This window comes from Vibrio sp. V08_P9A1T1 (assembly GCF_963874405.1).
In the GTDB taxonomy this organism is placed as follows: Bacteria; Pseudomonadota; Gammaproteobacteria; order Enterobacterales; family Vibrionaceae; genus Vibrio; species Vibrio anguillarum.
The window spans coordinates 1-14,225 of record NZ_CAWNIB010000283.1 but is presented as its reverse complement, the minus strand read 5'-3'; the positions used below and the strand labels follow the sequence as shown (position 1 = coordinate 14,225).

Annotated in this window: 12 protein-coding genes; 3 read left to right on the top strand and 9 right to left on the bottom strand. The window is 44.8% G+C overall.

Annotation, left to right across the window (positions count from 1 at the left end):
* Positions 1-11: 11 nt before the first annotated feature.
* The 7 genes from acpP to yceD all read right to left on the bottom strand — a co-directional run bounded on the left by acpP (position 12) and on the right by yceD (position 4,940).
* Positions 12-245 carry an acyl carrier protein gene (acpP, locus tag AACT21_RS13940; protein WP_014204679.1) on the bottom strand — a complete coding sequence of 78 codons (234 nt, stop codon included), beginning with the start codon at positions 243-245 and terminating at the stop codon, positions 12-14.
* A 234-nt stretch (positions 246-479) separates the two neighbouring features.
* Positions 480-1,214, bottom strand: a complete 735-nt coding sequence (fabG, locus tag AACT21_RS13935) for a 3-oxoacyl-ACP reductase FabG (protein WP_026027249.1) — start codon at positions 1,212-1,214, stop codon at positions 480-482.
* Positions 1,215-1,233: 19 nt separating this feature from the next.
* The gene (gene fabD / locus AACT21_RS13930; protein ID WP_017045257.1) at positions 1,234-2,157 is read right to left on the bottom strand and encodes an ACP S-malonyltransferase; all 924 of its coding nucleotides are present in this window, start codon (positions 2,155-2,157) and stop codon (positions 1,234-1,236) included.
* 63 nt (positions 2,158-2,220) lie between these two features.
* Complete coding sequence (locus AACT21_RS13925; RefSeq protein ID WP_010319117.1) at positions 2,221-3,171, bottom strand: beta-ketoacyl-ACP synthase III; 951 nt, start codon at positions 3,169-3,171, stop codon at positions 2,221-2,223.
* 5 nt (positions 3,172-3,176) lie between these two features.
* Entirely contained in the window at positions 3,177-4,202 is a 1,026-nt protein-coding gene (gene plsX, locus AACT21_RS13920) for a phosphate acyltransferase PlsX (RefSeq protein ID WP_017042562.1), read from the bottom strand.
* Positions 4,203-4,211: 9 nt separating this feature from the next.
* Positions 4,212-4,382 (bottom strand): 50S ribosomal protein L32, encoded by a 171-nt coding sequence (gene rpmF, locus AACT21_RS13915; RefSeq protein WP_010319119.1) that lies wholly within the window; start codon positions 4,380-4,382, stop codon positions 4,212-4,214.
* A gap of 33 nt (positions 4,383-4,415) precedes the next feature.
* Positions 4,416-4,940, bottom strand: a complete 525-nt coding sequence (gene yceD / locus AACT21_RS13910) for a 23S rRNA accumulation protein YceD (protein WP_094164046.1) — start codon at positions 4,938-4,940, stop codon at positions 4,416-4,418.
* Positions 4,941-5,086: 146 nt separating this feature from the next.
* Here yceD and AACT21_RS13905 point away from each other — a divergent pair, with 146 nt between their 5' ends.
* The gene (locus AACT21_RS13905) at positions 5,087-5,671 is read left to right on the top strand and encodes a Maf family protein (protein ID WP_094164044.1); all 585 of its coding nucleotides are present in this window, start codon (positions 5,087-5,089) and stop codon (positions 5,669-5,671) included.
* Positions 5,672-5,777: 106 nt separating this feature from the next.
* On the opposite strand, the gene rluC is transcribed toward AACT21_RS13905, so the two are convergent.
* Positions 5,778-6,725 (bottom strand): 23S rRNA pseudouridine(955/2504/2580) synthase RluC, encoded by a 948-nt coding sequence (gene rluC / locus AACT21_RS13900; RefSeq protein WP_088729014.1) that lies wholly within the window; start codon positions 6,723-6,725, stop codon positions 5,778-5,780.
* Between the two features lie 615 nt (positions 6,726-7,340).
* Between rluC and rne the strand changes: the two genes are divergently transcribed.
* Positions 7,341-10,427: a ribonuclease E gene (gene rne / locus AACT21_RS13895; RefSeq protein ID WP_094164042.1), complete on the top strand. Its 3,087-nt coding sequence runs from the start codon at positions 7,341-7,343 to the stop codon at positions 10,425-10,427.
* Between the two features lie 122 nt (positions 10,428-10,549).
* A complete protein-coding gene (locus AACT21_RS13890; RefSeq protein WP_088732727.1) occupies positions 10,550-11,425 on the top strand; it encodes a DMT family transporter in 876 nt (291 codons plus the stop codon).
* A gap of 123 nt (positions 11,426-11,548) precedes the next feature.
* Here the strand turns inward: AACT21_RS13890 and adhE are convergent, their stop codons facing one another.
* On the bottom strand, positions 11,549-14,221 hold the full coding sequence (adhE, locus tag AACT21_RS13885) for a bifunctional acetaldehyde-CoA/alcohol dehydrogenase (protein ID WP_013856398.1): 2,673 nt from the start codon (positions 14,219-14,221) through the stop codon (positions 11,549-11,551).
* Between the last annotated feature and the right edge of the window lie 4 nt (positions 14,222-14,225).

Below are 14,225 nucleotides of genomic sequence, written 5' to 3'. Positions count from 1 at the left end.
GGGGAGAGATATTACTGAGCGCTGTTTACGTAGTCGATTGCAGCTTGAACAGTAGTGATCTTCTCAGCTTCTTCATCTGGAATTTCAGTATCGAATTCTTCTTCTAGAGCCATTACTAGCTCAACTGTATCTAGAGAATCAGCACCTAGATCTTCTACGAAAGAAGCTTCATTCTTTACTTCTGCTTCGTCTACACCTAGCTGTTCAACAATGATTTTCTTTACGCGTTCTTCGATGTTGCTCATGTTTTCTTTTCCTTTACAGATTTCGCCTAATGCGATGGTTCCGTAGTTTATTCTAACTAGGGAAAGTTGCAAGTGGGTCATTGCTGGTCAAACCACAATTTTACCGATTTTAACCGAAATTAAGACCATTTTTGACTTAAATCATGCACAAATGTTGCGCATATAGTTAGCAAGTTTTACACGTTGTTGACAATAGCAAAGCCTTTATTTCATCAATAACGTTCAAAAACCAACTTATACCATGTACATCCCGCCATTTACGTGCAAAGTTTCACCCGTAATGTAGGCAGCCTCTGGAGAAGCTAAAAATACCACTGCCGACGCAATTTCGCGTGGATCGCCTAAGCGGCCAGCTGGCACTTGGGCTAGTGTAGCAGTACGTTGGTCATCATTCAGCGCTTTTGTCATATCTGTTTCGATAAAACCTGGCGCAACTGTGTTAACCGTCACACCACGAGATGCAACTTCACGAGCCATAGACTTAGTAAAGCCAATTACGCCCGCTTTTGCCGCTGCGTAGTTGGTTTGACCAGCGTTACCCATAGTACCGACCACAGAGCCCACATTGATGATGCGACCATTGCGCTTTTTCATCATGCCACGTAGCACCGCTTTCGATAAGCGGAAGATAGACGTTAAGTTGGTATCAATAATATCTGACCATTCATCATCTTTCATGCGCATTAATAGATTATCACGAGTAATCCCGGCGTTATTCACAAGAATATCGATCACGCCAAACTCGTCATTGATGGTTTTCAGCGTCGCTGCGATAGATTCCACATCCGTCACGTTCAGCGCTAGTCCTTTACCATTATTACCAAGATATTCACTGATTGCCGCTGCACCGCTTTCGCTAGTCGCCGTGCCGATCACTGTTGCACCGCGTTCAACTAATAATTCAGCGATCGCTCGGCCAATACCACGGCTTGCGCCAGTCACGAGAGCAATTTTGCCTTCTAGGTTCATCATCTATTCTTTCCTTTGATTACTTAACGGCATCAAGTGAAGCAATGTCATTCACTGCTGCTGATTCAAGCGATTTAATAATGCGCTTAGTCAGGCCTGTCAAAACTTTGCCTGGGCCAACTTCAAGCAGCTTTTCTATGCCTTGCTCACTCATCAACTGTACACATTCCGTCCAACGAACAGGGCTGTATAGTTGACGAACTAACGCATCTTTAATTTTGGCCGGATCAATTTCTGCTATTACATCCACATTGTTGATAACCGGAATTTGTGGTGCATGAAATTCAATCGATTGTAATGCAACCGCTAACTTGTCTGCTGCTGGCTTCATTAAAGCACAGTGAGAAGGAACAGAAACTGGCAATGGCAGCGCGCGCTTTGCTCCGGCCTCTTTACATAACTGACCCGCACGTTCAACTGCATCTTTATTGCCTGCGATGACAACTTGGCCTGGCGAGTTAAAGTTAACCGGTGAAACCACTTCACCTTGAGCAGCTTCTTCACACGCTTTTGCTATCAGCTCATCATCAAGACCGATAATAGCCGACATCGCACCTACGCCTGCCGGAACGGCTTCTTGCATTAACTGACCGCGCAGCTCTACTAATTTGATGGCTTGCTTAAAGTCAACTACACCTGCACACACCAGTGCGGAATACTCACCCAAGCTATGGCCAGCAAGCAAGGCTGGCTGCTCTAAACCTAGGCTTTGCCATAACCGCCAAAGGGCAACAGAAGAAGCGAGTAATGCCGGTTGAGTACGAGAGGTTTGGTTAAGATCTTCTACTGGGCCATTTTGTACCAATGCCCATAAATCATAACCCAGCACTTCAGAAGCTTCGGCAAATGTCTGTTGAATGACATCATACTGCTGACCAAGTTCTGCAAGCATACCAACTGATTGCGAGCCTTGACCTGGAAATACGATAGCAAACTTGCTCATTGTTTGTTTCCTTAAGTAAAAACAAGAGGTTGAACCAACCCCTTAAAATAAAAATCTATCCGCTTAAAACTTAACGAGTGCCGAGCCCCAAGTAAAACCACCACCGAAGGCTTCAAGCAATAACGTTTGACCACGTTGAATTCGCCCATCTCGCACGGCTTCATCGAGCGCGGTTGGGACGGTAGCAGCAGACGTATTACCATGGCGATCAAGCGTTATTACGACTTGGTCAAGTGACATCGATAGTTTTTTCGCGGTCGCGGAAATAATGCGATAGTTAGCTTGATGAGGCACTAACCAATCTAATTCTGATTTGTGCATGTTATTGGCAGCAAGCGTATCTTTAACAAGCTTAGAGAGTTGCGTCACTGCCACTTTAAAGACTTCATTACCCGCCATATAAAGCCATTTATCAGCATCACCACCACGCTCTGGAACAGGTAAACTCAAGAGCTCGCCAAACTCACCATCAGAATAGATATGAGTCGACAAAATTCCTGGCTCTTCACTTGCACCAATAATGACAGCGCCTGCGCCATCACCAAATAAAATGATTGTCGAGCGGTCTGTTGGATCGCAGGTTTTAGACAAGGCATCAGCACCAATGACAAGAATGTTTTTACACATACCCGATTTGATGTGTTGATCTGCAATCGATAATCCATAGACAAAACCCGAACAGGCCGCCGCTAAATCAAAAGCGGGACATCCTTTGATGCCAAGCTTACCTTGCACCTGACATGCCGCCGAAGGAAATGCATGGCTACTGCTGGTTGTTGCAACAATAATCAGATCAATATCGTTTTTATCAATGCCGGCCATTTGAATGGCATTTTGCGCTGCATAGAAAGCCATATCCGCAACGGTTTCATTCTCCGCGCAAATGCGGCGCTCACGAATACCAGTACGGGCAATAATCCACTCATCGCTTGTCTCTACCATTTTCTCTAAATCTGCGTTGGTACGCACCTGAGATGGCAAGTAGCTGCCAGTACCTAAAATTTTGCTATACATGAAGACTAATAATGCCTCTCGAGTAAAACCGCTTCCAAACGATCGCTTATACGGCTGGGGACTTGTCGTTTGACCTCGTGTACCGCTTCGGAAATCGCATTCACGACGGCGAGTACATCAGCACTTCCATGACTTTTTATGACAATGCCGCGCAATCCTAACAAACTTGCGCCGTTATACTGGTCGGGGTTCAATGTTTTTAGTTCAGTAAATAATGAAGAAAACAGTTTTCGTGCAATCCAACCCTTTATGGATGAGCCCAAAAGTTGGCTTTTTAACTTATCAATAAAGAGTTGTGCTGTGCCTTCACATGCTTTCAGGCAAACATTACCGACGAAACCATCGCAAACAATCACATCAGCGACATCATCCAACAACTGATTACCTTCGATATAGCCGATATAGTTGACGGCCTGAGTTTGATTCAGCATTTCAGCGCAACGCTTCACTAAATCATTCCCTTTAATCTCTTCCGCACCAATATTAAGGATGGCAACTTTTGCAGAACGGCCTAAATGCTGTTCGGCCAGCGCACTCCCCATGACAGCAAATTGAAACAGAGAATCTGCATCACTTGATACGTTCGCCCCCAAATCCAGCATCCAAGTGCGTTGACCTGAAGCCGTCGGCAACGCCGAAACTAATGCAGGACGATCAATGCCGGGCAGCAATTTCAGACGAAAACGAGATAACGCCATGAGCGCACCTGTATTACCACCACTGACACAAGCATCAGCACGGCTATCAGAAACTAGGTCAATTGCTATGCCCATTGAACTTCCAGCACTATTGCGTAAGGCCAGAGAAGGTTTTTCGGAGTTAGAAATAACGCGGTCACTGTGCAAAATACTCAAGCGAGTATTAAGTTCATAACCTAATTGAGATAATTGATGTGTGATCAAAACTTGATCACCAACGAGGATCACTTTGAGCTCTGGGAAATGCGACAGTGCCTGCACGGCGGCAGGCACTGTTACGCGAGGACCGAAATCCCCGCCCATTGCATCAAGTGCAACGGTTAAATATTGCAAAGGTCAACCTTACTTGCTGATAACCTTTTTGCCACGGTAATAACCGTCAGCAGTCATGTTGTGACGTAGGTGAGTTTCACCTGAAGTCGCATCTACAGATAGTGCAGATGTAGTTAGCGCATCATGTGAACGACGCATGCCACGACGTGCGCGTGATTTTTTGCTCTTTTGTACGGCCATTGACCCTACTCCTTTGTCTTAACCTATAACGAATTATCGTTTTAAGTTTTTTAAAACATCAAATGGATTCGGCTTTTCTTCCGCTAGTTCTTCTGGAAGTTCACCAAATACTAAATTGTCTGAATTAACGCTACATTCCGCTCTATCGTGCATTGCTACTTGTGGCAAATTAATGATGAACTCGTCTTCAACTAATTGTACAAGGTCGATCTCACCGTACTCATTCGGATCTACCAAATCGTACTCTTCCGGTGCGTCTTCATCCGTTTTACTCCCCAAGTAAGGAGTATACTTGAATTGGACTTCGCACTCATGTGCGAAAACCTTGTTACAGCGTTGACACTCTAAATCGACAGAGATGTTAGCTTTACCAGAGATAACAACTAGTCGCTGTTCATCAAGCCCAAATGACAATGAGACTTGTGCGTCGCGTTTAACGCCTGCGACTGATTCTTCTAAACGCTTAAAAAGACTGCGTTGGATGATACCATCACAATCGAGTCGTTTTTGAGCTGCTTTAGCCGGATCAATCGATCGCGGTATTTTTACCTTTTGCATAGGGCGCGAATATTATCTTCCAAATCGGTTTTAGTCAAAGAAAAAGGCAAAAAAGTTCGTTTTTTCCCCTTTCCACTGAGAGAATTATGTACAGCATGTCTGATTGATATATGCTGCGGTAAAATTCGCAGCAATTCTAAATCAAAATGCAAAATTACCAACTAGTTTTAGCATCTACTTCGCCGTTTCGGCAGCAATTACTTAAAAAGCTGGATCTACCTTTTGTTACCTGCTCGCCTAATTGCGACGAAACTCCGTTACCTGGTGAGCCCGCACAAGATCTGGTGACTCGTTTAGCAGAAACGAAAGCAAGATCTTGCCATCCAAACCAACCCAGTTTAGTCATCGGTTCTGATCAAGTTTGCGTGATTGACGGTGAGATTATTGGCAAACCTCATACTCAAGAACAAGCCATTAAGCAGTTACTCAAACAAAGTGGAAAAGCCATCACTTTTTATACTGGGCTTGCGGTTTACAACTCAGTCTCTGGTCAATGCATGGTCACCGTAGAACCCTTCACGGTTTATTTTCGCTCTTTATCTACCGAGATGGTGACGGCTTACGTGGCAAAAGAACAACCACTACAGTGCGCAGGCAGCTTTATGTGTGAGGGCCTAGGCATTGCACTTTTTGAACGTTTAGAAGGTGATGACCCTAATAGTTTGGTTGGGTTACCATTAATTAAGCTAGTCTCAATGCTTGAGTCTCAAGGCATTACCGTTTTAGGATAATGATTAACAGTGAGCGCCTTGATCTGCGCTCACTTTTATACCATGACTTCGACCATTACTTTATGTTTCTACTATGTTGCTACTCGTTAACGAATGAAAGCTGGCCTTAAGCGTTTCTCAATTTGACTAATGCTTGCTCTAGTTGAGTATCGAGTGGTGCATTAATGTCCATTAACGCCTCTGTCGAAGGGTGAATAAAACGAATATTGGCCGCGTGTAAGAATAATCGGTCAATGCCAAACTGTGCGGTATATGCGTCAAAACGGCGGTCACCATAACGATCATCCCACGCAATCGGGTGCCCTGTATACTGAGTATGAACGCGGATCTGATGAGTACGGCCAGTGATCGGACTGGCTTGCACCAAAGTTGCTTGTGCAAACTGTTCAAGGATCTTAAAGCGCGTTTCCGATGCTTTACCGTTTGGATTGACTCGCACAATGCTGTTCACTTCATTTTTCAATAGTGGCGCATTCACGACTTTACAGCCGCTTTTCCATTGCCCCATAACTAAAGCAAAGTAATATTTTTGAATCGTTTTTTCTCTAAACTGGGCTTGGAGATGGCGCAACGCGGAACGTTTTTTAGCCACTAATAAAATGCCCGACGTATCGCGATCGATACGGTGCACCAATTCCAAAAAGCGAGCTTCTGGGCGCAATGCACGTAGCGCTTCAATTGCGCCAAATTTCAAACCACTCCCACCATGAACAGCCGTACCGGAAGGTTTATTCAGAATAAGTAAGTGCTCATCCTCAAAAATAATGCAGTGTTCTAGCTCAGCGACTTTACTCAATTTGGTATTGGGTGTGTTGCTCTCTTGATCCGACTGTTCGAGAGTCACTGGTGGTATTCTCACCACATCACCAGCCGATAACTTATATTCTGCTTTGATGCGTTTTTTATTTACACGAACCTCTCCTTTGCGCAGGATTCGGTAAACCATACTTTTGGGAACGTTTTTTAATTGGTTACGCAAAAAATTGTCAATGCGTTGACCAGCCATATCTTCATCGATATCGATGAGCTGGACTTGGGTTCTAATTTCACTCATGGGCGCCATTGTACCACTGTAAATTGTTTAAATTCACATTTTCTTCGCCACAAAAAAGAATATTTTCATCTGCTGTTTAATGGCAAATTGGCGAGAATTACACCAATTGAAATGTGACTGTGGATAAAATTAAATATTACCCATTACAATTCTTACTTTAACAACTAAAACTCTTTGATAAACATTAAATTAGCCATCTAACTTTTAGACCTATTCTCATTTTTTTGACCTGTTCATAACAAAGCAGATTGCTGTGTTTACCTGTCACTGCTATAGTTCACAGCTGCAATGAATGATTCGGTGATTTTTTATTCTTTACCGTCCATTTTTGAGCAAAATAGTGAGTAGACTGCTAAGCGTCAATGTGCTGCACATGGCGTAAGACACTATTGAGCGAAGCTATCTTGTTGCTCTACTCATCGTCATTTCATGTTGAGTATTTTCCGCCAATACGCGGATCGCAGGCAATCGTGTGCGTGCGATAACTGAAGTGCCCTAGAGCATCCCCTCCAGCCGGGAGGCTGCACCTTTTAGTCATGGGATCTGGCACCGTGAAAACGAAACCCAGCAACAAGTCCAATAATCAAAACTAAAGAAAGATAACGAGATTTTTAAATGAAAAGAATGCTAATTAACGCAACTCAAAAAGAAGAGTTGCGTGTCGCGCTGGTTGATGGCCAACGACTTTTTGATCTAGACATCGAAAGTCCAGGGCATGAATCTAAAAAGGCGAACATCTATAAAGGACGTATCACCCGTGTTGAACCGAGTTTAGAAGCTGCATTTGTTGATTACGGCGCTGAACGTCACGGTTTCCTTCCTCTCAAAGAAATTGCCCGCGAATATTTCCCTGATGGCTACACTTACCAAGGCCGTCCAAACATCAAAGAAGCGCTTAAAGAAGGCCAAGAAGTTATTGTCCAAGTTGAAAAGGAAGAGCGAGGCAGCAAAGGCGCTGCGTTGACCACTTTCATTTCTCTTGCTGGTAGCTACCTAGTTCTTATGCCAAACAATCCTCGTGCCGGTGGTATTTCACGCCGTATCGAAGGCGATGAGCGTACCGAATTAAAAACCGCATTGAGCAGTTTAGAGCTTCCTCAAGGCATGGGCCTTATCGTTCGCACTGCAGGTGTGGGCAAAAGTGCGGAAGAGCTAGAGTGGGACTTAAACGTTTTGCTCAATCACTGGAGCGCAATCAAACAGGCTTCCGATTTGCGTCCTGCACCGCTACTTATTCACCAAGAGAGCAACGTCATTGTACGCGCAATTCGTGATTATCTGCGTCGTGACATTGGTGAAATTCTAATTGATAGCAACACAATTTATGAACGTGCCCTTGAGCACATTAGTTTGGTGCGTCCTGACTTCGTGAGTCGTGTAAAAAAATACGACGGTGAAGTACCCCTATTTAGCCATTACCAAATTGAAAGCCAAATCGAATCGGCTTTCCAGCGTGAAGTGCGTTTGCCTTCTGGTGGCTCTATTGTGATCGACCCAACCGAAGCATTGACCTCAATTGATATCAACTCTGCTCGTGCAACAAAAGGCGGCGATATTGAAGAGACGGCGCTTAACACCAACTTAGAAGCAGCCGATGAAATTGCTCGCCAATTACGTCTGCGCGATTTGGGCGGATTAGTGGTTATCGATTTCATCGATATGACTCCTGTTCGTCACCAACGTGAAGTAGAAAACCGTTTACGCGATGCCGTACGCCTAGATCGTGCTCGCGTACAAATTGGCCGAATTTCACGTTTTGGCTTGTTAGAAATGTCGCGTCAGCGCTTGAGCCCATCACTTGCCGAAGCAAGCCACCATATCTGCCCACGCTGCTCTGGCACCGGAGTGGTTCGTGATAATGAATCTCTTGCGCTCTCTGTTTTACGTCTCATTGAAGAAGAAGCACTAAAAGATAATACCGCTCAAGTTATGGCGGTGGTTCCCGTTCCTATTGCATCTTATCTACTCAATGAAAAACGTCGCTCAATCAATCATATTGAACGCATTCAAGAAGTCGAGATCACCATTGTCCCTAACTCTGAAATGGAAACGCCTCATTTTGAAGTGATCCGTGTCCGTGAAGGGGAAGAGCAAGAAATACTCTCTTACTTAGTGCCAATGAAACTAGAAGCACTGAAAGAAGCAGAAGGTAAAGAAAGCTCAGATATCGATTTCAAACCAAAACGCATTGAAGAACCTGCGTTGAAAGGGTTTGCTGCTCCAGCACAAACTATTCCAGCTCCAACACCTAAAGCAGAGGTAGCGGTTCCAGTCAAAGAGATCGCTGTTGAACCAGGTAAACCAGGTCTATTTGGCCGCATCGTTAAAGCTCTAGGTAGCATCTTCTCAACCACCACGGAAGAGGTGAAAACTGAGGAAGAGCAACAAAAACAAGAAAACGAACGTAGCCAAGCACCACGCCAGCGTCGTGATCGAAATGACCAACGTCGTCGTAACGGACGCGGTGAAAATGTTAATCGCGACAACGCAAACCGTGACAGAAACAAACGTAAACCTGTCAATACCTCTGCTCTTGTTGAAGAAACACAAGACAAAGAAATTGTTGCTACTAACGAGCCTCGTAAGACACAAGCTCGCAAGCCAAAACAAGAGCGCCGCAACAAGCGTGATGACAGCAAATCTGAAAAGTTAGCGGAGCAAGGGCTACAACTTGCGGCTGAAGCGCAAGCCGTTACCTTGACAGCGAATGAAGATAAAACGGAAGAGAAAACGGCAAAAGTCAAAGAACGCCGTCAACGCCGTAAGTTAAACAAACAAGTTCGTGTAAAAGATCAGACAATCGCTCAAGAACAACCAGAAGCTGAAATGTTGATCAATACAACCCCGGCAGCAGAGGTTATTGAAGCCGTAAAAGCTGAAACAGCACAATCTGTTGAGACATCGGTCGTTACACCAAACGACGACAATGAGAATGACGATCAAAATCAACGTCGCAATCGCCGCTCCCCTCGTCATTTACGAGCCAGTGGTCAACGTCGACGCCGTGGTCGTGATCGTCGCCCTAACCCATTCCGTTTACGCAAAGGTGGGGTTGCCTCTCCTGAGATGGCAATGGGTAAAGTGATGCCTCGCTATGACCTCTCTAAACCTGTGTATCAAGCACCGGTAACAGAGCAAGTCGCAGCGGTTGAACCTGTTCAACAAGTGGCAGATGTCGTAGATAACAATACCGAGATAACGTTAGGTGGTTTTGCTTTCCCTGAAATGGCAATGGGTAAGGTCATTATTCGCCACGAAGAGAACCAGAGCGTCGTTGAAGAACCTGTTACAGTCTCTTTGCAGGACGCTATTGAACCTCAAGTACCATCGACAGTGGTAACAGAATCGGTTTCAGTCACAGAATCGGTCACTGTAGAAGCCGTTATTTCAGAGCCAGTGATCGCAGAAGTTGTTATTGAAAAGACTACCGCTATTGAGCTCGTTGTCGAAGAAAAAGCCACGACAGAGAAAGTACCAACATTGAAGGTTGAAGCAGTAACTAAGGCACCTGAAGCCGTATTACCTAAAACAATCAAAGCGCATGCATTCTCTCCGATGACCAAAGCCTCAGGCTCTTTATTGCTCAAAGAGATTGAAATCGTATCAGCACCTTTCCATGCTGAACGAATTGCAACTCGTGCGGCAGGCAGCCAGTCAGCGCAAAGTCAAGCTGGTGCGGCAATGACTAAACCACAGTATTAATCTCTGAACCGAGTTTAAATACCATTAAAGGGCTGCATTCGCAGCCCTTTTTATATTCCGCTTGCCCAATATCTCTGCATCTCATAGCATTACCTCTTTCTTGTCACTCAAAATGGACTTCCATGACTTGGATCTTATTCACCCTTCTGGCCGCATTCATGCAATCTTGGCGCAATGCATTCCAAAGTCGCTTAGCAACTGAGGTCAGTACTACTGGTGTTACCCTTGCCCGCTTTCTTTGGGCTGGCCCCATCGCGGCTCTCTATCTCATCACTTTGTATCATTTCATACCCGCGAAATTACCTACATTGTCATTGACCTTTATCGCTTTCATTATCGGCGCGTCATTGATGCAAATCATCGCGACTGCGCTCATGGTTAAGCTTTTTAAATTAAATAACTATGCTGTAGGTGCTGGGCTAGCCAAAAGCGAAGCCTTAGTTGCCGCTATTTTAGGGATGATTTTTTTTGGGACTCATTTGACAGGCTTGGGCTGGATTGGCGTCATCGTTGGTGGCATTGGTGTATTTTTGATGAGCACGCACGGCAATATTAAGCAGCTTTCAATGCCAACTGTTTTACTGGGATTAAGTTGTGGTAGTGCCTTTGCGCTCACTTCATTGTGGGTACGTGAAGCCAGTTTAGCGCTTGGCTTACCCTTTCCACACAGTGCTGCTTGGGTATTATTGTTGGTCATTTCACTGCAGACTTTATTACTGCTAATTTACCTAATGGTGACCGACAACAACTCATTAAAACAATTATGGGTAAGACCTAAGCTAACGCTATTAACCAGCACAAGTAGCTGTCTTGGTTCTATTGGTTGGTTCAGTGCAATGTCTCTTCAAACCGTGCCTTATGTAAAAACTTTAGGCCAAATTGAGATCTTTTTTACGATGTTAATTTCTATTTTTTGGCTAAAACAATCGGTGAAAATTAAAGATGGGCTGGGGCTTGTTCTAGTCGCAATTGCCGCTATCTTAGTCATGTGGGGATAGATACCCATCCACGCTTTGATGATGAAGTTACTCGATACAAAAAAAGCCTCACCAGACGGTGAGGCTTTATCTTTTCCCGATAGAGATTGTTTCGTGCTAGCGAAAATCTCTCAATAACTCAGCTTACTTTTTCTTTGCTGGTTTTTGGTCATCTTTCTTCTTGATAACGGTAGTGCCTTCGAAAGTTTCACCTTCAACAAACGCTGTACCATAGTAAGCCGCAAGAAGTACTTCTTTTAGCTCAGAAATCAGTGGGTAGCGGGGGTTTGCACCAGTACATTGGTCATCAAACGCTTCAACTGATAGCACGTCAACTTTTGCGAGGAAATCCGCTTCATTCACGCCAGCCGCTTGGATAGATAGCGGGATGTCGAGATCTTTCTTCAGCTCTTCCAACCAAGTCAGTAGACGTTCAATCTTCTGAGCAGTACGGTCGCCCGCTTGGCTCAAGCCTAAGTGGTCAGCCACTTCAGCGTAACGACGGCGTGCTTGTGGACGGTCGTATTGAGAGAACGCAGTTTGCTTGGTTGGGTTATCATTCGCGTTATAGCGCACAACGTTAGAGATAAGCAATGCGTTAGCAAGACCGTGCGGGATGTGGAACTCAGCACCGATCTTGTGCGCCATAGAGTGACATACACCTAAGAACGCGTTAGCAAAAGCAATACCTGCGATAGTCGCTGCATTGTGCACTTTTTCACGAGCAATTGGGTCTGCTGCGCCATTTTTGTAGCTTGATGGTAGGTACTCTTTCAGCATCTTAAGTGCTTGTAGAGCTTGACCATCAGAGTATTCGTTCGCAAGAACAGATACATAGGCTTCAAGAGCGTGAGTCACAGCATCGTAACCACCAAATGCCGTTAGAGACTTAGGCATATTCATCACAAGGTTCGCATCAACGATAGCCATGTTAGGTGTTAGCTCATAATCCGCTAGTGGGTATTTAGCACCTGTTTTGTCGTCTGTTACAACGGCAAATGGTGTGACTTCTGAACCTGTACCTGAAGTAGTCGTGATACAAACCAATTCTGCTTTTTGACCCATTTTAGGGAACTTGTAGATACGTTTACGGATATCCATAAAACGCATTGCAAGCTCTTCAAAGTGAGTTTCTGGGTGCTCATACATAACCCACATGATCTTCGCCGCATCCATTGGTGAACCACCACCAAGTGCTAGAATCACGTCTGGTTGGAAACTCTTCATTGCTTCAGCGCCTTTCTCTACGACAGATAGAGTTGGATCAGCTTCTACATCAAAGAATGTTTGAACTTCCATACCGTTTGACTTCAGCAGAGTCACTACGTCGTCTGCATAACCGTTGTTGAATAGGAAACGGTCAGTAACTAGGAATGCGCGTTTTTTGCCTTCAAGATCGCTCATAGCGATTGGAAGGCTACCACGACGGAAGTAAATTGACTTAGGTAGTTTATGCCACAACATGTTTTCAGCTCGCTTCGCAACAGTTTTCTTGTTGATTAGGTGCTTAGGACCTACGTTCTCAGAAATCGAGTTACCACCCCAAGAACCACAACCTAGCGTTAGAGATGGTGCAACGTTAAAGTTGTAAAGGTCACCGATACCACCATGAGTGGTTGGGATGTTTACAAGAATACGCGCCGTCTTCATTTTGTCACCAAAGTAACGGATACGGTCTGCATTAACGTCTTGGTTAGTGTATAGACCAGAAGTGTGGCCGATACCGCCGATTTCTACCATTCTTACTGCTTGTTCTACCGCGTTCTCGAAAGAAGTCGCGCGGAACATGCCAAGTGTTGGAGAAAGTTTTTCATGTGCGAATTCATCGTCATAAGAAACTTCGCCAATACCTTCACCGACAAGGATTTTAGTATCTGCTGGAACTTTAACGCCCGCCATTTCAGCGATGGCTGTTGCTGGTTGGCCTACGATTTTCGCGTTTAGTGCGCCATCGATAAGCAGTACCTTACGTACTTTGTCTGCGTCTGCTTTACTTAAAACATGCGCTTTATGGCTCGCGAAACGTTCTTTTACTTCGTCATACACTTCGTCCATAACGATAACCGCTTGCTCAGAAGCACATACCACACCGTTATCGAATGTTTTAGACATAAGAACAGAAGCAACTGCACGTTTGATGTCTGCCGTTTCGTCGATTACAACTGGAACGTTACCTGCACCTACACCGATTGCTGGTTTACCTGACGAGTAAGCTGCTTTCACCATGCCAGGACCACCTGTTGCAAGGATAAGTGCAATACCTTCGTGCTTCATTAGCGCGTTAGATAGCTCAACTGAAGGTTGATCAATCCAGCCGATGATATCTTTTGGCGCGCCAGCTGCAACTGCGGCATCTAACACGAGTTTAGCTGCATCGTTAGTTGAATTTTTCGCACGTGGGTGTGGCGAGAAGATGATACCGTTACGAGTCTTCAAAGAGATGAGAGATTTGAAGATTGCAGTAGAAGTAGGGTTAGTGGTTGGAACGATACCGCAGATGATGCCTACAGGCTCAGCGATAGTCATCGTGCCTAGGTTTTTATCTTCTTCAAGAATGCCACACGTTTTTTCGTCTTTGTATTTGTTGTAGATGAACTCAGACGCAAAGTGGTTCTTGATTACTTTATCCTCAACAATACCCATGCCTGATTCCGCTACCGCTTGTTGCGCTAGAGGGATACGAGCTTGGTTAGCTGCTAATGATGCTGCGCGGAAAATTTTATCTACTTGCTCTTGAGAGTAAGTAGAGAATTCTGCTTGAGCCGCTTTAACGCGCGCTACTAGAGCATCAAGTTCAGCTAAATTAGTTACAGGCATAATG

What these genes read in the sequence shown, in the direction of transcription:
- acpP (WP_014204679.1), bottom strand. Translation starts at nt 245, where the DNA reads ATGAGCAACATCGAAGAACGCGTAAAGAAAATCATTGTTGAACAGCTA.
- fabG (WP_026027249.1), bottom strand. Translation starts at nt 1,214, where the DNA reads ATGAACCTAGAAGGCAAAATTGCTCTCGTGACTGGCGCAAGCCGTGGT.
- fabD (WP_017045257.1), bottom strand. Translation starts at nt 2,157, where the DNA reads ATGAGCAAGTTTGCTATCGTATTTCCAGGTCAAGGCTCGCAATCAGTT.
- AACT21_RS13925 (WP_010319117.1), bottom strand. Translation starts at nt 3,171, where the DNA reads ATGTATAGCAAAATTTTAGGTACTGGCAGCTACTTGCCATCTCAGGTG.
- rpmF (WP_010319119.1), bottom strand. Translation starts at nt 4,382, where the DNA reads ATGGCCGTACAAAAGAGCAAAAAATCACGCGCACGTCGTGGCATGCGT.
- yceD (WP_094164046.1), bottom strand. Translation starts at nt 4,940, where the DNA reads ATGCAAAAGGTAAAAATACCGCGATCGATTGATCCGGCTAAAGCAGCT.
- AACT21_RS13905 (WP_094164044.1), top strand. Translation starts at nt 5,087, where the DNA reads ATGCAAAATTACCAACTAGTTTTAGCATCTACTTCGCCGTTTCGGCAG.
- rluC (WP_088729014.1), bottom strand. Translation starts at nt 6,725, where the DNA reads ATGAGTGAAATTAGAACCCAAGTCCAGCTCATCGATATCGATGAAGAT.
- rne (WP_094164042.1), top strand. Translation starts at nt 7,341, where the DNA reads ATGAAAAGAATGCTAATTAACGCAACTCAAAAAGAAGAGTTGCGTGTC.
- AACT21_RS13890 (WP_088732727.1), top strand. Translation starts at nt 10,550, where the DNA reads ATGACTTGGATCTTATTCACCCTTCTGGCCGCATTCATGCAATCTTGG.
- adhE (WP_013856398.1), bottom strand. Translation starts at nt 14,221, where the DNA reads ATGCCTGTAACTAATTTAGCTGAACTTGATGCTCTAGTAGCGCGCGTT.